This window comes from Gracilibacillus sp. D59 (assembly GCF_052246695.1).
Classification (GTDB): domain Bacteria; phylum Bacillota; class Bacilli; order Bacillales; family Amphibacillaceae; genus Gracilibacillus.
Map to the genome: position 1 here is coordinate 198,213 of NZ_JBQQCK010000006.1, position 21,327 is coordinate 219,539.

Here is a 21,327-nt window from a genome sequence, read left to right on the forward strand (position 1 = left end):
TCACCCTTCTGCTTTCAATTCTAAAACAAGATCACGAAGCTCAGCTGCTTTTTCGAAATCTAGCTCGCGAGCCGCTTGTTTCATTTCGTTTTCCATTTTTTCGATTAACTCTTGCTTTTCCTTTTTCGTCATTTCACTTACTTGTTTTGCTTTACTATCGTATTGCTCCTCATCTTCTGCCGCCATGGTAGCGCGGATCACATCACGTACTCCCTTATTGATCGTCGTTGGTACGATACCATGTTTTTCATTATAAGCCTGTTGTTTTTCACGACGACGGTATGTTTCATCAATAGCGGTTTTCATCGAGTCTGTCATTTTGTCGGCATACATAATTACCATACCATTTTCATTACGTGCTGCACGCCCCATTGTTTGAATTAAGGAACGTTGTGATCGTAAGAAACCTTCTTTATCGGCATCTAGAATCGTAACGAGCGATACTTCCGGAATATCCAGCCCTTCACGTAAAAGGTTAATACCAACTAAGACATCATATTTTCCTACCCTTAAGTCACGGATGATTTCAATTCGCTCTAATGTTTTTATTTCAGAGTGTAAGTAGGCAACTTTTAAACCAACTTCTTTTAAATAATCAGTTAAATCCTCTGACATTTTTTTCGTGAGCGTCGTTACTAACACGCGCTCATTTCGATCCACTCTTTTGTTAATTTCACCAATTAAATCGTCCACCTGACCATCGATTGGCCTTACATCGACTACTGGATCTAATAGACCTGTCGGACGGATAATTTGCTCTGTCATTTGTGGTGTATGTTCCAACTCATATGGACCTGGTGTTGCAGATACATAGATCAGTTGATTCGCCTTTTTCTCAAATTCATCAAATGTCAAAGGGCGGTTATCTAAAGCAGATGGTAAACGAAAGCCATGGTCGACTAACACTTGCTTCCGTGCTTGATCACCATTATACATACCACGAATTTGTGGTAAGGTAACATGAGATTCATCAATAACAATTAACGAGTCATCCGGAAAATAATCAATTAATGTATATGGAGTTGAACCTGCTTCTCGTAATGTAAGATGACGGGAATAATTCTCGATTCCGGAGCAAAAACCCATCTCCTCCATCATTTCCAGATCATAATTGGTTCTCTGTTCCAATCGTTGCGCTTCTAACAATTTATCTTCTTCACGGAACTTTTCCAGTTGTTCATGTAATTCTTTTTTGATATTTTCCATTGCTACTTTCAATTTTTCTTCACGAGTAACAAAGTGTGATGCTGGGAAAATCGCAATGTGCTCACGGTCACCAATAATCTCACCTGTTAACGCATCTACTTCTCGAATCCGATCGATTTCGTCACCAAAAAATTCAACGCGAATACAGTGCTCTTCGCGTGAAGCTGGAATAATTTCGACTGAATCACCACGAACACGGAATGTACCACGTTGGAAGTCAATATCATTACGAGCATATTGAATATCGACAAGGCCTCTTAATAATTCATCACGGTCTTTTTCCATTCCTACTCGTAGCGACAACACTTGGCTGCGATATTCTTCTGGTGAACCTAAACCATAAATACAAGATACACTTGCAACAATTAAGACATCATTACGTTCAAAAAGTGCAGATGTTGCCGAGTGTCGAAGTTTGTCAATTTCGTCATTGACGCTTGCATCTTTTTCAATAAATGTATCTGTTGATGGTACATATGCTTCCGGTTGATAATAATCATAGTAACTGACAAAATATTCAACAGCATTGTTCGGGAAAAATTCTTTAAACTCACTGTAAAGCTGACCTGCTAACGTCTTATTATGGGCAATCACCAATGTTGGCTTATTGATCTCTTTAACGACATTACTAATGGTGAATGTCTTCCCGGTCCCTGTTGCACCGAGCAAGGTCTGATGACGTTTCTTTTTCTCTATACCTGTTACCAGCTCCTTAATCGCGCGGGGCTGGTCGCCTTGTGGCTGATAAGGTGCCTGTAATGAAAAAGTTTGCTGTTCCACCTTGATACCTCCGTTCTCTTACTACGTGTCATATTATACACTATATTCCAATAAAAAGCGAACAAATATTCGTTTTAGTTTTTGACTCTCTTTCTTCATTATAACCAAAGGTACCGGGATGTTAAAAAGATATGATATTTAGATGGCGATTTGGCATACGAAACACTTGGAATACGGGTAACTTCTCATATTTGGGAACTTCTGGGGGGCTCTATCAACTTCGAGTAGTTCTCTATCAACTTTCGGTGTCTCTCTATCAACTTTGAGCAGTTCTCTATCAACTTTTGGTGTCTCTCTATCAACTTTGAGCAGTTCTCTATCAACTTTCGGGGATCCTCTATCAACTTACCTCAGCAAAACAAAAACCACAGCTAGTCAAAGCTGTGGTTTACCTATTTATGTGGTTTGATCATATTGGTTTACTTCATATAAATCAATTAGATCGATTTCTGGGTGCTTATCTACAAACCATCTTAAGGCGAAATCATTTTTAAACAATGCCAGGAATTCGTCTTCTCGGTCTTTGACTAACAAACTGCGTTCATCAAATAATTTGGCATCGACTTGTTCTTTATTCAACCACCGTGGAATGCGATCACCAATCGATTCGAGCATTACTTCTACGTTGTACTCATTTTTCATGCGATGTTGGAATACTTCATATTGCAGTTGTCCAACGGCACCAATGATCATGGAGTCGGTCGGATATCCACGGAACAATTGAATTGCACCTTCTTGCACGAGCTGCTCGATACCCTTTCTAAATTGCTTTGCCTTCATAACGTTTTTGGCTGTTACACGCTGGAACATTTCAGGAGGGAATTGTGGTAATTCATCATATTCAAACGTCTTCTTCCCTTCGATCAATGTATCACCAATCCGATATGAACCAGGATCATAGACACCGATAATATCACCGGCATAGGCTTCTTCTACCGTGTCACGTGAGGAAGCAACAAATTGTTGTGTTTGCCCCAAGCGAATCGTTTTACCAGTTCGAGCCAGCGTTACATTCATGCCACGCTCAAACCTTCCTGAACAAACACGTAAAAAGGCAATACGATCACGATGCTGTGGATTCATATTTGCTTGAATTTTGAAAATAAATCCAGAAAAATCCGGATGATCAGGACTAATTACTTCTTCTTCTGTTCGACGCGGTCCTGGTGCAGGTGCCAAGTCTATAAATGTATCGAAAAAGGTCTGTACACCAAATGGCGCAAGTGCACTTCCGAAAAATACCGGGGTTTGTTCACCATCCAGTACACGGTCTAACGAAAATTGATCGCCCGCTTCATCGAGCAATTCTAATTCTTCTACTGTGTCCTGATAAGTTGGATGGTTATAAATATCTTCCTCTTTTTCCATGTCAGCCATCGGAATGTAAGTTTCTTCTTCATTACCATTAAAACGGATAAATTGATCATGATAACGGTCTAGAATGCCTAAGAAACGTTTTCCCATACCAACCGGCCAATTCATTGGATATGTTTCAATATTCAGCACATCTTCAATTTGATCTAATAACTCTAATGGTTCGCGTCCTTCTCGGTCTAATTTGTTAATAAACGTAAAGATCGGAATCCCACGCATCTTACAAACTTTAAACAACTTAATCGTTTGAGCCTCGATCCCTTTGGTTGCATCGATAATCATGACTACACTATCCACAGCTGTAAGTGTACGATATGTATCTTCACTAAAATCCTCGTGACCAGGTGTATCGAGAATATTGACTTTATGCCCTTTATAATCAAAGTTCATCACACTGGAAGTCACCGAGATCCCACGTTGCTTCTCAATCTCCATCCAGTCTGATGTCGCAAATTTTCCTGACTTTTTCCCTTTCACTGTACCTGCTGAGCGAATTAAATTTCCGAACAACAATAATTTCTCTGTCATCGTTGTTTTCCCTGCGTCAGGGTGTGAAATAATCGCAAACGTTTTTCTTTTTTGCACTTCTTCTTGTAATCCCATATTGTTACCTACTTTCTGCTTAACGTACCTATTAACTTCTCCTATTTTAACACTTTTCAAACAGAGTGAAAATAAAAACATCAACAAGATGGCATCCTATACAGAATCTGATATAATATAATGATGGATTCATTAAATAAGGGTGGGATCAATTTGCAACAAATTCAAATGACAGAACAATCGATTCGCCAGCTAACAGGTGAACGTTTCTTTAATAGAGGTTACCAATATTTTCAAACCGGAAAAGTGTATGGACTTTCCTATAACCCGGAATCCAATTCTTGGCGTGGTCTTGTAAAGGGAACTAAAATATATACAGTCCGGATTTATTTCACAAAAGACATGATGGTAGACACATCTTGCAACTGTCCAGCATTTGAAACTCATGGTACATGTAAACACATAGCTGCGGTGCTGTTAGCCATTACCCAGGATGCTCAATCTAATCGCAGGAAATTTGCAGTGGACAGAAGTCCTCAACAACCACCTGTACAAGATACAGACCTGTTCGCCAAACAATTATTACATACATTTCGTGATAAAAAAGAACAGGCTGAAACACCGCTAGTAGTAGATACGGAGTACCTTCTGACCTTAACAAAGGCAAATAAAAATTCACAGTATGCACTTAGTATCGAAGTGAAAATCGGGGATAAAAGGCCATATGTAATTCGAGATATACGTGGGTTTTTAAAAGCATTAAACAGCGGTGAGTCCTATAAAGTAAATCAAAGCTTTACTTTTTATCCATCGATTCATTACTTTACATCAAAAGATCAAAAAATGATTGAAATGCTTTTAACCTGTTACGAGCAAGAGCGACTCTTCGGAAACAGCTACGTTTTAAAGATGGAGCAGCCTAGAAGTATTTATATTCCACCAAGCTTAATTGATCAATTGTTGGAGCAATTAGTTGATATGGACTATATATTTCGACTTGATAACAATAAAGAATATCGAACAATTGAAGTAAGTGAAATGAATGATCAGCTTCAGTTTCATCTCGATTACCAGCAACAGAAAAACTATACACTCGAGATGACAGACCTATCCAATTATTATTTTTTAGATAGTTATCGATTTGTTGTTCATGAGCATCACTTTTACAAAATTACCTATCAACAAAAAGTAATCTTAGAAAAATTGTTCCGGGTTATCCCTTTTCAAAATAAGAAAAAACAGCTGATCTCACCAAATGAAATGGATGTCTTCGTCAAAAATGTCATGCCGCAATTCGAGCAAGTAGGAACTTTAAACATGACAGAGAGGATGGAGAAACAGATCAACACGTCACCATTACAGAGTAAAATTTACATCGATGAAATTGATGGTGCCTTAAAAGCAGAAGTGGAATATCGATATGGAGATACTGTATTTACCCCTTTTTCTGAACAAGGGTCAGGAGAAACGATTGTCAAACGCGAAACCCATAAGGAACAGGAAATTCTACAGATGCTTCGTGATGAAGCATTTATCGAGATGAACCAAGCATTTTATTTGTTTAATGATGATGCGATTTATTCGTTCATCCATGAAGGCGTCTTTCAACTCGAAGGAATAGCATCTGTTTACTTATCTAGAAGTGTCAAACAAATGCTAGAGGGTCTCGATCAAATTTCATTACAATCCAATGTCGATTATCGTCCATCTGAAGGAATGTTAGATATTGAATTTGACATGGATGGTATTTCTGACGAAGATGTGTCAAATATCTTGCAAGCTTTAGTCGAAAAAAAGAGATATTATCGTATACCAAATGGAGCACTTATCCACCTAGAATCAAATGAATTTTCTTCCTTTCAACGGCTACAGAAGTCTTTGGATTTGTCCAAAAAACAGATGGAAGATGGCAAAATTTCGGTTCCGGCTGCTCGCACCTTCCAAGTCGAGGAAGCATTAAATAAGGCTGATCACCGTTATAGTGAATCATTTCAACAAATGTTAGAGCAGTTAAAACACCCAGAGCAATTACAGTTTGAGTTACCTAACCAGTTAGAAGCAGATGTCCGTGACTATCAAGTAACAGGTTTCCAATGGATGAAGGCTTTATCTCATTATCATTTAGGTGGCATTTTAGCGGATGATATGGGGTTAGGGAAAACATTACAGACGATCAGTTACATGCTTGCCGAATCAAATGATAAAACCGACCATTATCAAGCACTGGTCGTTGCACCTGCTTCCCTTTTGTATAATTGGAAAAAAGAAATTGAAAAATTTGCACCAACATTGACTGCCGGTGTCATTATCGGACCTAAGCATGAACGGAGAAATTTACTGCAGCAATATCAAGATACTAACATCCTAATTACTTCTTATCCGACATTACGGAAAGACCAGGATCTATATGAAGATCATTTGTTTGATTGCATTATTCTTGATGAAGCGCAGGCGATTAAAAATCATTTGACCTTAACAGCAAAAGCAGTACGCTCTTTACAAGCGAAGCAATTTTTCGCACTGAGCGGTACACCAATCGAGAATGACTTAGATGAGTTATGGTCGATATTTTATACGATATCACCTGGATTATTTGGCAGTAAAAAAGCATTCAGCAATCTTGAGACTGACTATATCGCTAAAATTACCAGACCATTTATTTTACGAAGAGTGAAAAAAGAAGTACTGGATGAATTACCTGACAAAATTGAATCCGTTCAATATTCCGAGCTCACGAAGGAACAAAAAGAAGTGTATATCGGCTACCTGCAACGAATCCAAAACGAACTGGATGAAACGATTGAAGAAAAAGGATTTAACCGTGGCAAACTACAAATTTTAGCTGGACTTACCCGCTTACGACAAATCTGTTGTCATCCGAGTTTATTTTTGGAAAATTACAGTGGAAAGTCTGGGAAATTAGAGCAATTGATGGAGTTAACGAGTGAGTTAGAAGCAAATGGCAAGCGGACATTGATTTTCTCTCAGTTTTCCAGCATGCTTGAGATTATTCGCGATACACTACAGGCAAATGGTCAGGAAGTATTTTATTTAGATGGTTCTACCCCGTCAGAACAACGACTGCAAATGGTCGAAGCATTTAACGCTGGCGAAAAAGGATTTTTCTTAATTTCCTTGAAAGCTGGTGGAACAGGGCTCAACTTAACTGGAGCAGACACCGTTATTTTATATGATCTATGGTGGAACCCGGCAGTTGAGGAGCAAGCTGCGGGAAGAGCACATCGAATCGGTCAGAAAAACGTGGTCCAAGTAATTCGTTTTATTACCGAAGGAACGATAGAAGAAAAAATTTATCACTTGCAACAAAAGAAACGCGAATTAGTCGATCAAATCATTCAACCTGGCGAAACCTTATTATCCAAATTGTCAGAAGAAGAGATTCGCGAACTATTGCAATTTAACGAAAAACAAGAGAGCTAGTGATTAGCTCTCTTGTTTTTCTAGTATTTCTTCTTGTACATAGGTATCATGTTCCTTCACAAACAATATTCCCAATTTGTGATGTTCTCCTTCATACAAAGCACGTTGAGCAAATCGGATTTCACCGTTTAAATCTTTAATACTTAGCTTGCAAAATGCTCTATTTTGATTAACGATTTGATAAAAGCCTTCTTCATTTTCTACTATTATATCGTTCACCTTAACAATTTTTTCGCCTGGGATTAAACCTAGATCAACAGCTGGTGTACCTGGTAATGTTCCAAGTACTAACACCCCTTTTTCTGCTGGTCGGAAATAAGGTGTATGACGCTGCTCTTCAGTTCGATAAACAAGCTGTATGAATTCCTTCCCTAAAAAAGCAACAGCAAACGCAACTACTGTTAAAAACGGAATAAAATAACTACCTACTGCTATTAGCAAAATGAGAATTGCTAATAGTGCAACCTTTTTTGATAGCCAATTAGCTGCATCACGTGGTAAGCGAGACTTGACGATATATTCAAACCCGAATACATAGGGCAAGACCATGACTCCAAATGACTCACCAGCGATTTCTAGTAAAGGCCAGTCCGCAAAGGGCTCTATCCATCCACCAGGTATTAAGGCAATAAAAGGGATGATGGTCAGTTTTTTGATACGATGCTGACCTAAATATTTACCACGATTACTTTTCACCAGTTCAGGATAGGTATCATCACTATGTAACCTAGCTAAAATCCACGTTTCTGTCAGTAACAGAATGCCAATAATAAAAGGTATATAGAATAAATCTGTTGCGTCAAGTAGGTTGAGCCAATTGCTTGGTAGATAATCATCACCATATATGTTGAGAAAATACATGATAGCAGATGTGATTGCTAATGTGTAACCAGCTGATAACCAGCTGAACCGGTTACCAATAGAAACGATTAACATTACAAGCCCTAATAATAGAGCAAATGGAAGTGATATAACAAAACCAAACGCAAGTGACAGGATAGATAAGATTAACCCTATCATGATCGATATAGACCAAGTATGGCTTGTCTCATAAAAATATGGATATACTTTCGTTCCAAAACTTAGACGATCTTTTTTAATTCGTAAATAACCACTCAGCATGATGAGCAGTACAAATACATAGATAAATGGCTGCATAAAAATACGTGCGATAATCCAACCAAATTCCATTAACCAGTCCATCCCAAACAACCCCTCCCAACAAAACATCAATAAATATGTATATTAACTCTATTATGATCAAAAAATTTAAATTTGGCTACCCCATAAATTAATTTTAGTTAAAATAGAACAAATCGACCCACTTAAACACGGCATGGTAACTACTAAAAAGCACCTTATAACCCACCTTTGCTGATTTACTTAAATAATTCGTAATAGATACAAACTGTGAACTAATGAAAATTTGCCTTGGTATAGTTTCCTCTCATTCTGAATGATGATGAGTGCTTGCAAACGCTCCGGCATAATACTGCGCTTTCCGTAGGCTCGGCTTCAGCTAACTTTGTGAAGAAAAGCACTTCACAAAGTGGATCTTCAGCTTTCGCTGTCCCACAGGAGTCTCCGTATTCTGCCTACGCTAATTTAAGTGGTCTAATTATTGAAAGAACAGAACTCTTGAATTATATTCTTTGTATTTCCTGTCACTTTAACAGAACACTATGCTAAGCTACGGAAAAATTCGACACTCCTGGGGAACAGCACGAGCCGAAGATCCACTTGATAAAGCGGGTTTTCTTTAACAAGTTAGCTGATGCCCCTGAAAGGGAGTGTTTTTCCGTAGCGTTGGACTTGCACTCATCTTCAAAAGGATAGGAGGAAGGAACATAAAAGTTGCTGCGTAGTTTATGTTTTTTGCGCACGATTTTACACTGTCCTTTCTATAAAAAAAGCTGCCATAGGGATCCCTATGGCAGCTTTGATGTGAGAGATTGTAGGTTCTTTGTCCTGATTATTTGGTTAAGGTTTCGATTGCTTTCTCCAGTTGAAGGTCGTCTTCGCCTTTTTGGACCTTTTCAACAATCGCCGTTTGCAATACTTCCGCTGTTTTTTTGTCGACTTCCCCTGTTACATTAAGATCCTGGTCTTTTTGAAATGCTTCTACTGCTGATTGGGTAGCTTCATTAAAATAACCATCTTTTCGACCAGGGTCATAACCTAAGCCATCCAGCATAATCTGAACATTTTCAATTTTATCATCACTTTGATTATAGGTTAATGGTTCCTCAATTTGAATTGGATTGGTGTAATAATAATTCGGCATTTTTTGTTCAATTGTTGGTTTTACACCAACCTCATGAATCGAGTTACCTTCAGGAGTCAACCATCTAAATCGTGTAATCTTAATCGTACTACCATCACCCATCGATATTGTCTGTTGAACGGTTCCTTTTCCAAATGAAGTTTCTCCGACTATCTCATAATCTAATGCTTCGTTTAATGAAGCAGCCAAAATTTCAGACGCAGAGGCACTACCCTCATTAATCAAGGTTACAATTGGATAGTCTTTAGGAGATTCTAGGTCGGAAAAATATCTTGTTTTCTTTCCTGATGGATCCTCAATTTGAATATAAGGAGTATCCTTAGGAACGAAATTCTTTAATATATCCTCAACAGTTGGTAACAATCCACCTGGATTCCCACGGACATCGATTACTAATCCATCAATACCATTTTCCTCCATTTTTCCTAATTCCTTTTCAAAATCAGTTGCTGTATCTTCGGAAAAAGAAGTTAATTCAATAATACCTATTAACTTTCCGTCTACTTCTTTTGTTTCCGCATAAACGGTTTCCAATGGTATTGCATCTCTAGTAATTTCTACTTCTAAGATATCTTCTACACCAGGTCTTCTGATTTCTAATACTACCTTTGACCCTTTTTCACCTCGTATTTTGTTAACTGCCTCATATAGATCTAATCCTTCCACACTTTCTCCATCAACTGAAAGAATTTGGTCATTTGGCTTTAAACCTGCTTTTTCTGCAGGAGAATCCTTTATCGGTGCAACTATCGTAACACTCCCCTCTTTCATCGAAACTTCAGCACCAATTCCTTCAAAGGATGACTCAATTTGTTCATTGAACTGGTCCATTGTTTTTTGATCCATATAAACACTATAAGGGTCTTCAAGAGATTGGAGCATGCCTTGAATGGCACCTTCGATCAATTGTTTATCTTTCACTTCTTTCACATAGTTTTCTTTTATAATAGAAAACGCATCTACAACTTTTGTCATTTTTCCCATATTTTCTTCTATCGTTTTCTGTTGATCTGCCAGTTCTGTCAATAGATCCCGATCCGAACTAGCTATACCATCATTAGAGCTTGTTCCACCTGCAAAAAAGTACAAGCCTGCATATGTACCAACTGCTCCCAGAGCAATTGCTACAACCAAAATTAACACTAGATACCTTTTTCTAATATTCATTATTCCACCCCATAGCCTTAAATAAAAACATCTTTACTTCTATATTATGAAGGTTTAAAAAAGACATCACAAGTATTTTGTGATGTCTTTCAATTTTTACTTATTAAGGTAAGTAATTGTATGGATTCACGGCACCGTGATAACTCCATGCACCCTTATGTACTTCAAAGTGTAAATGGTCTCCAAATGAATTACCTGTGTTACCCATTCCACCGATTTGCTGACCCTTTGATACCGATTGATCATAAGATACAGCCCTGCTATTTAAGTGAGCATATACAGTTGTGAGATCCAGACTTGGGTGATAAATATAGATTACATTTCCATAACTGGAGGAAACGTTTGATCTTGTTACAACACCATCAGCAGCTGCATAAATCGGTGTACCTTTACTATTCGCAATATCAATACCGTAATGGAAGCCCCCACCATTAAAAGAACGATAACCATATCCGGAACTTCTTGTACCTGTAGTCGGCCAAGATAAACTTCCACTTCCACCTGCTGACAGAGAAGATGAAGTGCCATTATTTGATCCTTCGTTTGATTTTGCTTGTTCCTCAGCTAATTGTTCAATTTTTTGTTTTGCTTCTTTTTTTGCTTTTTCAATTACTGCTGCTTGATTTCGTAGTGTTTCCTGTTGTTCCGCTAAACTCATCTTATGTTGATGTAATTCTTCTTCTTCTGATTCTAACTCTGACATAAGATTTTGCTTGCTCTGCATTTGCTGATTTAATGTTGCTTGAATTTCATCCAATTCTTGTTTTTGGGCAACTAACGAAGCCTTTGCATCTTCTAATTCTTGTTTATTTTCTACTAAAGATGCCTTTTTTTCTTCTACTTCAACTTTGTTTTCTTCCAACTTTTCTTTATCCGCTTGCTGCTGTTCCATAATCTTCTTATCAGAATCCATGATTTTTGTTACTGCTGTTGCACGGTTAATAAAATCACCAAAGCTCTGTGCACCTAAGATTATTTCTAAGTAACTAATGCTGCCACCATTTTGTTGAATGGAACGCAATCTACTCTCTAGCAATTCTTCTCTAGCTGCAATTTTTTCTTTAAGCTGTTTAATCTCTTCTTCTAATGTCTTTATTTCCTCTTCAGTCTTCGCTATTTCATCTTCTGTTTCAGATATTTTTTGGTTAGTTGTTGCAATTTCGTTTTCTTTTGCTCGTAATTTAGCTTGTGTATCTTCTAAATCACTATTAATAACTTCGATGTCACTTTTTGTCTCTTCTTGCTGTTCCTGATTTTCAGCAATTTTTTCCTCTGTGTTGTTTACTTTATTCTCTATACCATTTGCTTTTTCATTAATTTGATCCTTTTCCTCTTCTAATTCATCAACTTTTTCATTTAATTCACTCATCGTTTCAGCAAAAACAGGTGTTGCTGAAAAAATGGTTCCGATGATTAAAATTGTTAGAATGAAATAACACCGCTTCATATGATCTCCCCTCTCTACAAGGCAATTTCCTCGTATCTATTAAACTTTCAAAAATTTACGAACACTCATTAGACTTCCCCAAACACCAATGGAAGCACCTATACCGATAATAATTAACGAAATCTGTATCGCAAATGGATAAAAGTCTAGGATTTTCACAAAATCAAATTGCTGCAAGACCGTTAAATTCTGTGTTAAGAAATAATAGCCAATTAGTATCACTGCTACCGGAAGCAGGCTACCTAATATACCTAGAAACATTCCTTCCACGAAAAATGGCCAACGAATAAAGTTATTGGTCGCACCTACCAGCTTCATAATACCAATCTCTTTTTTACGAGCTAGAATCGTAATTTTAATAGTGTTGGATATTAAGAAAATAGCGGTGAACACTAATGCTACAATTAAAGCCAAACCTATGTTTCTAGCATATTGATTGAATGTAAACAAACTATCAACATATTCCTGACCGTAATTTACACGATAAATGAAATCAAATTTTTCAATTTCAGCTGCAATTCTTTCGGTATCAAGCGGGTCTGACGCTTTTACTATAAAGGCATCATTTAGCGGGTTATCTTGTTCATATAACCCCCATGCTTTTCCTTGCTCACCCATACTTTCGATTAAATTCTGAAGTTCTTCTTCTTTTGTCACAAAATCTATACTTTCTACACCTTTTATATCATTAATATTGTCTTCTATTTGATCAACATCACTCTGCTCAGCAGTTAACTCGATTAATGCTTTAATTTGAACATCTTCTTCCAGTTCACTGGCAATATGATTCAGATTCAGCATCAATACTAGAAATACCCCGACCAAAATTAACGTAGTCGTTACGGCACCTACAGATGCAATGGTCATCCAGCCATTACGCCACGTATTTCTAGCACCTTCTTTGAAATGTCGTCTTAAAGTACTAAACTTCATATCCATACTCTCCTCGATGCTCGTCACGTACAATCATACCGTCTTCCATAGCAATTACACGTTTCTTCACAGTATTCACAATTTCTTTACTGTGAGTTGCCATTAAAATTGTTGTACCACTTGCATTAATTTCTTCTAAAATTCGCATAATTTCCCAAGATGTTTCAGGATCTAGGTTACCGGTAGGCTCGTCCGCAATTAGTAAAGACGGATGGTTTACCATCGCCCTTGCAATTGCCACACGCTGTTGTTCACCACCAGATAACTCATCTGGAATAAAACGGGCTTTATTTTTTAACCCGACTTGCTCTAATACATTCATCACTCGTTTACGTATGTTCTTTGGAGATTCTTCAATTACCTCCAGAGCAAACGCAATATTTTCGTATACAGTTAATTTCGGTAATAATCGGAAATCCTGATACACAACACCGATATTTCTACGGAAATAAGGAACTTCTTTCCACTTTAACGATGATATATTTGTATTATTCACCACTACGGTACCGTTAGTTGGTACTGTTTCGCGGAATAACATTTTTGTAAAGGTTGATTTTCCTGCACCACTCGGTCCTACTATGTAAACAAATTCCCCTTGGGCTATTGATACATCTATTCCATTAAGGGCAACTACCCCATTAGGATAAGTCATATAAACTTCTTGCATTTCTATCATAAAGTAATCACCTTTTTATCATTTTATAAGAAATCTCTCAGATGATGGAACCAAATTTCGACGGTTAGTTCCACATTATCTACATTATAACATCATTTTCGATATTTTTTACCTTATTTTTTATTACAATTTTATTTCAGAATGTAAAAAAAATTACCTTCAATACCTTAGTCCAGTTTTTTAGACCAATTAATGGAATTTATCGTTTGAATCCTTCTCCTAATACTTCTGTTGCGTTCATCGCGATAACAAAAGCATCCGGATCAATCGATTTGACTGCACGAGTTGTTTTACTGAATTCATTTTGTTGTACAACGCACATTAAAACTTTGCGGTCTTCGTCTGTATATCCACCAGACCCCTTAAAAATAGTAACACCTCTATCAATATCATTCAACAAAATTCGACGAACTTCTTCAGTTTGATTCGTAATAACCATAACATTTTTTGAGGTATTTAGACCTACTTGAACAAAATCAATTGTCCGGCTCGTAATAAATAAACCGATTAATGCATATAAACCTTCTTCAATAGAAAAGACAAACGATGCAGTTAATACAATTAAGCCATCGAATACAGCCAAACACACACCAAGTGGTAATGCAGTATATTTATGTAGAATTTGTGCTGCTAAATCCATGCCACCTGTTGAAGCTTTCCCTCGAAAAACAACACCAATGCCAATTCCGACAATCATCCCGCCAAAGATTGCTGCCAGCAAGGGATCCTCTGTCGCTGGTTGCAAATCTCTTGTTAAAAATACATAAAATGGTAATATAATCGTGCCAACCAATGATTTTGCTCCAAAATTTTTTCCTAAAATAACTACTCCAGCGATAAACAATGGAATGTTCAGTCCCCATTGCACAATCGACGGTTCCCAATTGAAAAGCGCTTTTGTGATCGTACTGACCCCTGCAACACCGCCTGATGCGATATTATTTGGTAATAAGAAAAGGTTAAACGCAATTGCGACAAAAAAAGCGCCTACTAGTACAAATATATAATCTAATGTTTGACGTAACCAATTAGGCATTTGTTTTCTTCGATATCTTGCTATCATATATGAATCACTCCTTAGTTGTTCCTTACACAGTAAAACGAGCAAAAGGAAGAGCTCCCCCCTTTTGCTCGTAGTAATAGAAAGTATATCTAGCTCCGAACGCCCAAAAACTAGGCTTTCCGAACCCCCTACGATAAAGAAGACTTGCCGATTGGTGATAACCAAAGGCTTAGTTCCACTTATACCTTTAGGTGAAAGTCATCATCGGTTTGTAAACTCACCGTGATTCCTTTATCTCAGGTGCTCCGGGTCCACTAGTTGCGTTACTAAGCGGACGCTCTACGCTTTTCTAGTTTAATTCATTACTGAACGTAAATAAGCATCAATAAAATTGTCTAATTCTCCATCCATTACCGCCTGGGTATTCCCTGTCTCATAATCTGTGCGGTGATCTTTTACCATCGAATACGGATGGAAGACATAGGAGCGTATTTGACTGCCCCAGCCTATTTCTTTTTGTTCTCCACGAATTTCTGCCATTTCCTGTTGTTGTTTTTCTATTTCTAATTGATATAATTTCGCTTTTAACATTTTCATCGCTTGATCCCTGTTTTTGATTTGCGATCTTTCCGATTGACATGTCACTACCGTGTTTGTTGGTAGGTGGGTAATACGTACAGCTGAGTCAGTAGTATTGACGTGCTGACCACCGGCACCACTAGAACGATACGTATCTATTTTCAAATCTTCGGTATTGATATCAATATCAATATCATCATCCAATTCCGGAGTTACATCACAGGAAACAAACGATGTGTGACGACGACCGGAAGAATCAAATGGTGAAATTCGGACAAGTCGGTGTACGCCTTTTTCAGCTTTTAGATAACCATAGGCATTATGACCTTTAATTAAAAGGGTAACACTTTTGACCCCTGCTTCATCACCTGGAAGATAATCTAAGGTTTCCACTTTAAACCCTTTCGAATCTGCCCACCTTGTATACATACGTAGAAGCATGCTTGCCCAGTCTTGTGATTCGGTACCACCTGCACCTGGGTGTAATTCCAATATGGCATTGTTTTTATCATAGGGTTCACTTAAAAGAATAAATAATTCAAATCGATTGAGGGCATCTCCTAAAGATTGTACTTCATTCTCTAAGTCTTCCCGAAGATCCTCATCGTTTTCTTCTTTGACTAACTCATAGGAAACTTCTGCATTTTCTAATGATTCTTCATTTTTATCAAAAGCTTGGACTAACTCTTTTATCCCATTTGCCTCATTGATTGTTTTCTGAGCAGCTTGTTGATCATCCCAAAAACTTGGATCTGACATAATCTCATCTAATTCGGCGATCCGGGCTCTCTTTGAATCTAAGTCAAAGAGACCCCCTAAAGTCCGCTAATCGTTTAGCCATTTTATCTAATTCTTGTTTAATATCTACTAGTTCCATCTTTCCACCTCATTTAACCTTAACGTCCATGACATTGTTTGTATTTCTTACCACTGCCACATGGGCATGGATCATTTCGTCCAACTGTTTGTGTTTTGACATAAGGTTTTTTCACTTTTTTCTTTTGTTGATCGCCACCCGAAACAGCTTGTGTATCTTTTACAACTGCTTCTCGTTTTAAGTTTTCACGAATTTGTGCTTTCATTACATACTTCGCTACCTCTTCATTAATCACATCAACCATCTGTTCGAACATAGCGAAACCTTCCATTTGGTATTCGCGCAATGGATCATTTTGTCCATATGCTCTCAGATGAATACCTTGGCGAAGCTGATCCATTTGGTCGATATGGTCCATCCATTTCGTATCAACCGTACGAAGAACGATGACTTTTTCAAATTCACGCATTCTTTCTGGCGTAAACTCTTCTTCTTTTTGATCATATTTTTCGTTAATTTTTGTCATAATTAAGTCGGTTACTTCGTCTTTTTCTTTACCTTTCAGATCATCTTCTGTAATCCAGTCAGATTCTAGTAACGTAGCATGGATATATTCGGTTAAACCAGATATATTCCAGTTCTCCGGAATATCATCTGTCATATACGTTTCGACAGCATTTTCCACTGTCGTCTGAATCATTTGTTCAATAATTTCACGGAGGTTGTCCGAATCAATTACATCAAAACGCTGCTTGTAAATAATTTCACGTTGCTGGCGTAACACATCATCATACGAGAGTATCGTTTTCCGTGCATCAAAGTTATTACCTTCTACACGTTTTTGTGCGGATTCCACTGCACGTGATACCATTTTACTTTCAATCGGTTGTGTATCATCCATTCCAAGTCGTTCCATCATGTTTTTCATATTGTCAGAACCGAAACGGCGCATTAACTCGTCTTCCATTGATAAATAGAACTGTGTTACACCTGGATCCCCTTGACGACCAGAACGTCCACGTAACTGGTTATCAATCCGGCGAGATTCGTGCCGCTCTGTACCGATAACAGAAAGACCACCCAAATCTGTCACACCATCACCCAGTTTGATATCCGTACCACGACCAGCCATGTTAGTAGCTATCGTAACTGCATGCTTTTGACCGGCATTTTCGATAATTTCTGCTTCACGATAGTGGTTTTTAGCGTTTAATACGTTGTGTTTTACACCAGCTTTTTTCAATAGCTTGGAAATTAATTCGGACGTTTCAACGGCTACCGTACCGACTAATACTGGTTGTCCCTTTTCATAGCGTTCTTTAATCTCTTCCACAACCGCTTTAAACTTGCCTTCCATCGACTTATAAATTAAATCTGCTTTATCTTCACGTACAATTGGCTTGTTCGTCGGAATCGCAACAACATCCATTGCATAAATATTTCGGAATTCCTCTTCTTCCGTCTTAGCAGTACCAGTCATACCGGCAAGCTTCTCGTACATACGGAAGTAGTTTTGGAACGTAATAGAGGCAAGTGTCATGCTTTCATTTTGAATTTGTAGACCTTCTTTTGCTTCAATCGCTTGGTGCAAACCATCACTGTAACGACGGCCTTTCATTAAACGACCCGTGAATTGATCGACGATTACCACCTGGTCTTCTTCCACAACATAATCGGTATCCCGGTGCATTGCAACATGAGCTTTTAATGCTTGATTAATATGATGCATCAAAGTCACATGGTTAAGGTCAAACAGATTCTCGATGTTAAAGAATCGTTCCGCCTTATTCATCCCTTCTTCTGTTAACTGTACACCTTTTGATTTTTCATCATACGTATAATCTTCTTCATTTTTTAATGTACGAACAAAAGAATTAGCTTGTTGATACATACTCGCTGATTTTTGTGCGGTACCGGAAATAATCAATGGGGTACGTGCTTCATCAATTAAAATCGAGTCAACCTCATCAATAATGGCGAAGTGTAATGGACGTTGAACCATTTGTTCTTTGTATAACACCATATTGTCACGTAAATAATCAAAACCAAATTCGTTATTTGTACCATATGTGATATCTGCTTCATATGCTTCTCTTTTTTCTTCTTTAGGCATATTATTTTGGTTAAACCCAACTGTCAAGCCAAGAAAATGGTACAATTCTCCCATTTCTCTTGCATCACGGTCAGCTAAGTAGTCGTTTACCGTGATAATGTGCACACCTTTTCCGGTTATTGCATTTAAATACGCCGGCATAGTGGAAGCGAGGGTTTTCCCTTCCCCTGTCTTCATCTCAGCGATATTGCCGTTGTGCATGGCTATCGCACCAACTAGTTGTACATAAAATGGTCGCATTCCTAGCACACGCTTTGCAGCTTCACGAGCTACAGCATATGCTTCAACTAGAAGATCATCAAGGGTTTCTCCATTTTGATAACGTTCCTTAAAGACTTCCGTTTTATTTTTTAATTCATCATCTGATAATAGTTGTATCGATGGCTCTAACGCTTCTATTTCATCTGCAATTTTTTCTAAACTTTTTAGTTGACGTTGATTACCATCACCGAATACTTTTTTTATTAATCCACGCATTGTAGCCGCTCCTCTTTATCTTAAGTTCGATACATATTTCATTAATATATTTCTCCATTTCTTATCATAACACTTGCTTGATAAAAATTACAATCATCAACAAAAAGAAAGGAGAAGCAGTCGGTGGAGGGTGATGACTGCTTCTCATTGAAAGGAAGAGTGGGGGGATTTTATTCCTCCCAAAAAGGAGCTACTTTTTTTATACCACAGCTTTATTAATATGCAAAATCAGTGTTTTGCGATTTTCATATTGTTCAAGTAGTAGAAAAAAGGAATTTCTTTGCATAGTTTCATTGTTTTTATATGTAGGCGATGTTAGAAAATATGGTTTTATATTTTTTTATGAAAACTAATAACTTTTTCAAACAGGTGGATAAACTGCCTTTATACAAGATTCTCATTTTTGATTTTAAAAACCCGTTCCAAATATTACGGAACGGGTTTTTATTTATATGATATTCTTTTCGTTTAAGTATTAATTAGCTTGGTTCAATCAGACCGTATCTTCCGTCTCTTCGTCTATATACAACACTTGTATTGCCTGTAATTGCATTTTCAAAAACAAAGAATGCGTGTCCTAGCATGTCCATTTGTAACACTGCTTCTTCTGAATCCATTGGCTTTAAATCAAAACGTTTCGTTCTTACAATCTCTATTTCATCATCATCCAGAAATTCTTCTTCTTCTCTTAATAACGCCGCCTCTTTCTCCAATTCAGCAAACACGTGCTTTGGTGCACCTTGCTGACGGAACTTACGGTTTACTTTTGTTTTATGCTTACGAATTTGCCTTTCTAGTTTGTCAACAACAAGATCGATTGCAGCATATAAGTCAACGTGATGTTCCTCTGCTCTCAACAATAAGTTCGTCATCGGAATCGTTACTTCAATTTGCTGCTCCTCATTATAGACACTTATATTAACATTTACATCAGAAGTGGGAGGAGTGTCAAAATATCTTTCCAACTTGCCGATTTTTCGCTCGACATACTCCTTTATGGCACTTGTCACTTCTACATTTTCTCCTCGAATGTTATATTTCATGAAAAGTGTCCTCCTTTCAAACTATCAAGCTATAATAAGCTATATATCTATAATACCACAGTTTGTAAAAGTTAAACGAGTAAATTGTGAATAAATTTCATAATTTTTTTACAATTTCTTAACGTTATCTGTTCTTACGAGAAAATGGGTATTCTATGTATATATGTGGCTCCTTTTCTATGAATAAAAAATTAACCACTGCATCCTTTTGACAGTGGTTAATTTTCAACTCTATATGGTTTGAATGGCATCATTAGGCATTAACACCTTGACCATGCTGACGAATACGCTCTTGCTTGATCACTTCTTTCCATGTATCACGGAAATCCTCGATAATATCCCGAGCTTGTTCTAATTGGTCCAAATCGCTTTTGATATTGGCCTGTGTTAATGCATGATAGACAAAATCATACAATGGCATAATTTCCTTTGTTATCGGTGCTTCCTGTTCTAAAGTCACCATTAATTCACGAACAATATTTTGTGTTTTCTGGATCATTTCATTTTTTGTTTGATGATCTTCTGTTTCAATAGCTTTCTTTGCCTGCTTGATAAATTTCAAACATCCGTTGTATAGCATTAAAGTCAGTTCTCCTGGGGATGCGGTATTAACTGAATTATCCTGGTATGCTTGATATTGTTGGTATGCCATATGACGTACGCTCCTCTATTCATTGTTACTATATTTTTTCATCAACGATAAACCCCATTAATTCTGCCATTGATGCATAAACATCTAGCATTTTCTTTGGTGGGATTTCTCTAATGACTTCTTTTGTATCCTGATCTACTAACGTTACATAATATCGATCTAATTTTTCATGAAATTCATAACGAATATCAGTATAAGATGGTTCTAAAAAGGAATTAAGACCATCCACCATACTTTGTAACTGTTCTTTATTTAATTCATCGTTTCCGTTTAATAACTGTTGTTTTGCTTGTTCATGGTTATTGGATCGCTCTCTTGCTGATGTGGATTGCTCAAGTGTAGATTCAGACTGTTGCATGAGTGGTGATCCAGTGATCATTTTACCAACTTCCATGACAATGTTCATCTCCTTATGTAGTTGTTTCTATTAATATCGGAATCTTCTATAAAAGGTTTAGCATTTTCTAAATTTTCTTTAGTTAAAAAGGAACCTAAGTGGTACGCCACTCAGATTTCCTTGTCTAGCACATTATCCTTTGATATCAATGTTATTTCCAAGATGAGGTTGCACTGATGATTCGAGCATTTTGATCATGTCACTAGACTGTGATTCTGCTTGATCTAAGGCCTTATCCATCAAGGAAACACTTGCCTGTTGTTTCACTTGTGCTTGATTCATTGCAATTGACATTGCCGCTACATCCATATTAGAGCCCCCTTTCAAAAGGTAGCTTCATTAAGTCATTAATCATGTTCATGTTTATACTCTGCACTTCAAGTTCTTTTCGTTAT

At 37.4% G+C, this 21,327-nt stretch carries 15 protein-coding genes; 1 reads left to right on the plus strand and 14 read right to left on the minus strand.

Annotated elements, in window-relative coordinates:
- Window positions 1–1,986, minus strand: a complete 1,986-nt coding sequence (gene uvrB / locus ACTWP4_RS12480) for an excinuclease ABC subunit UvrB (protein ID WP_443129100.1) — start codon at window positions 1,984–1,986, stop codon at window positions 1–3.
- A gap of 396 nt (window positions 1,987–2,382) precedes the next feature.
- Window positions 2,383–3,963, minus strand: a complete 1,581-nt coding sequence (locus ACTWP4_RS12485) for a peptide chain release factor 3 (RefSeq protein WP_443129101.1) — start codon at window positions 3,961–3,963, stop codon at window positions 2,383–2,385.
- Between the two features lie 153 nt (window positions 3,964–4,116).
- On the opposite strand from ACTWP4_RS12485, the gene ACTWP4_RS12490 reads away from it, so the two are divergent.
- A complete protein-coding gene (locus tag ACTWP4_RS12490; RefSeq protein ID WP_443129102.1) occupies window positions 4,117–7,344 on the plus strand; it encodes an SNF2 helicase associated domain-containing protein in 3,228 nt (1,075 codons plus the stop codon).
- Window positions 7,345–7,347: 3 nt separating this feature from the next.
- Here the strand turns inward: ACTWP4_RS12490 and ACTWP4_RS12495 are convergent, their stop codons facing one another.
- The 12 genes from ACTWP4_RS12495 to ACTWP4_RS12550 all read right to left on the minus strand — a co-directional run bounded on the left by ACTWP4_RS12495 (window position 7,348) and on the right by ACTWP4_RS12550 (window position 21,241).
- Window positions 7,348–8,547 (minus strand): PDZ domain-containing protein, encoded by a 1,200-nt coding sequence (locus ACTWP4_RS12495; protein WP_443129103.1) that lies wholly within the window; start codon window positions 8,545–8,547, stop codon window positions 7,348–7,350.
- Between the two features lie 769 nt (window positions 8,548–9,316).
- Window positions 9,317–10,795, minus strand: coding sequence for a S41 family peptidase (locus ACTWP4_RS12500; RefSeq protein ID WP_443129104.1), 1,479 nt, complete (start codon window positions 10,793–10,795; stop codon window positions 9,317–9,319).
- A gap of 103 nt (window positions 10,796–10,898) precedes the next feature.
- A complete protein-coding gene (locus ACTWP4_RS12505; protein WP_443129105.1) occupies window positions 10,899–12,242 on the minus strand; it encodes a murein hydrolase activator EnvC family protein in 1,344 nt (447 codons plus the stop codon).
- A gap of 39 nt (window positions 12,243–12,281) precedes the next feature.
- Window positions 12,282–13,175, minus strand: a complete 894-nt coding sequence (ftsX, locus tag ACTWP4_RS12510) for a permease-like cell division protein FtsX (RefSeq protein WP_443129106.1) — start codon at window positions 13,173–13,175, stop codon at window positions 12,282–12,284.
- On the minus strand, window positions 13,165–13,851 hold the full coding sequence (ftsE, locus tag ACTWP4_RS12515) for a cell division ATP-binding protein FtsE (RefSeq protein WP_443129107.1): 687 nt from the start codon (window positions 13,849–13,851) through the stop codon (window positions 13,165–13,167). Before ftsE ends, ftsX begins: the two co-directional genes overlap by 11 nt.
- A 199-nt stretch (window positions 13,852–14,050) precedes the next feature.
- Window positions 14,051–14,914, minus strand: coding sequence for a YitT family protein (locus ACTWP4_RS12520; RefSeq protein ID WP_443129108.1), 864 nt, complete (start codon window positions 14,912–14,914; stop codon window positions 14,051–14,053).
- A 294-nt stretch (window positions 14,915–15,208) separates the two neighbouring features.
- A protein-coding gene (gene prfB / locus ACTWP4_RS12525) for a peptide chain release factor 2 (RefSeq protein WP_443129109.1) occupies window positions 15,209–16,310 on the minus strand; the annotation gives its coding sequence in 2 pieces (ribosomal slippage) (window positions 15,209–16,237 and window positions 16,239–16,310; 1,101 coding nt in all).
- A 19-nt stretch (window positions 16,311–16,329) separates the two neighbouring features.
- The gene (gene secA / locus ACTWP4_RS12530) at window positions 16,330–18,840 is read right to left on the minus strand and encodes a preprotein translocase subunit SecA (RefSeq protein WP_443129110.1); all 2,511 of its coding nucleotides are present in this window, start codon (window positions 18,838–18,840) and stop codon (window positions 16,330–16,332) included.
- 479 nt (window positions 18,841–19,319) lie between these two features.
- Entirely contained in the window at window positions 19,320–19,883 is a 564-nt protein-coding gene (gene hpf / locus ACTWP4_RS12535; RefSeq protein WP_443129111.1) for a ribosome hibernation-promoting factor, HPF/YfiA family, read from the minus strand.
- A 253-nt stretch (window positions 19,884–20,136) separates the two neighbouring features.
- Window positions 20,137–20,535 (minus strand): flagellar export chaperone FliS, encoded by a 399-nt coding sequence (fliS, locus tag ACTWP4_RS12540; RefSeq protein WP_443129112.1) that lies wholly within the window; start codon window positions 20,533–20,535, stop codon window positions 20,137–20,139.
- Between the two features lie 28 nt (window positions 20,536–20,563).
- Complete coding sequence (flaG, locus tag ACTWP4_RS12545; RefSeq protein WP_443129113.1) at window positions 20,564–20,929, minus strand: flagellar protein FlaG; 366 nt, start codon at window positions 20,927–20,929, stop codon at window positions 20,564–20,566.
- A gap of 135 nt (window positions 20,930–21,064) precedes the next feature.
- Window positions 21,065–21,241, minus strand: a complete 177-nt coding sequence (locus ACTWP4_RS12550) for a YjfB family protein (RefSeq protein ID WP_443129114.1) — start codon at window positions 21,239–21,241, stop codon at window positions 21,065–21,067.
- Between the last annotated feature and the right edge of the window lie 86 nt (window positions 21,242–21,327).

What these genes read in the sequence shown, in the direction of transcription:
- ACTWP4_RS12500 (WP_443129104.1), bottom strand. Translation starts at nt 10,795, where the DNA reads ATGAATATTAGAAAAAGGTATCTAGTGTTAATTTTGGTTGTAGCAATT.
- ACTWP4_RS12550 (WP_443129114.1), bottom strand. Translation starts at nt 21,241, where the DNA reads ATGGATGTAGCGGCAATGTCAATTGCAATGAATCAAGCACAAGTGAAA.
- flaG (WP_443129113.1), bottom strand. Translation starts at nt 20,929, where the DNA reads ATGGAAGTTGGTAAAATGATCACTGGATCACCACTCATGCAACAGTCT.
- ACTWP4_RS12485 (WP_443129101.1), bottom strand. Translation starts at nt 3,963, where the DNA reads ATGGGATTACAAGAAGAAGTGCAAAAAAGAAAAACGTTTGCGATTATT.
- ACTWP4_RS12505 (WP_443129105.1), bottom strand. Translation starts at nt 12,242, where the DNA reads ATGAAGCGGTGTTATTTCATTCTAACAATTTTAATCATCGGAACCATT.
- ftsE (WP_443129107.1), bottom strand. Translation starts at nt 13,851, where the DNA reads ATGATAGAAATGCAAGAAGTTTATATGACTTATCCTAATGGGGTAGTT.
- ACTWP4_RS12495 (WP_443129103.1), bottom strand. Translation starts at nt 8,547, where the DNA reads ATGGACTGGTTAATGGAATTTGGTTGGATTATCGCACGTATTTTTATG.
- ftsX (WP_443129106.1), bottom strand. Translation starts at nt 13,175, where the DNA reads ATGAAGTTTAGTACTTTAAGACGACATTTCAAAGAAGGTGCTAGAAAT.
- fliS (WP_443129112.1), bottom strand. Translation starts at nt 20,535, where the DNA reads ATGGCATACCAACAATATCAAGCATACCAGGATAATTCAGTTAATACC.
- hpf (WP_443129111.1), bottom strand. Translation starts at nt 19,883, where the DNA reads ATGAAATATAACATTCGAGGAGAAAATGTAGAAGTGACAAGTGCCATA.
- secA (WP_443129110.1), bottom strand. Translation starts at nt 18,840, where the DNA reads ATGCGTGGATTAATAAAAAAAGTATTCGGTGATGGTAATCAACGTCAA.
- ACTWP4_RS12520 (WP_443129108.1), bottom strand. Translation starts at nt 14,914, where the DNA reads ATGATAGCAAGATATCGAAGAAAACAAATGCCTAATTGGTTACGTCAA.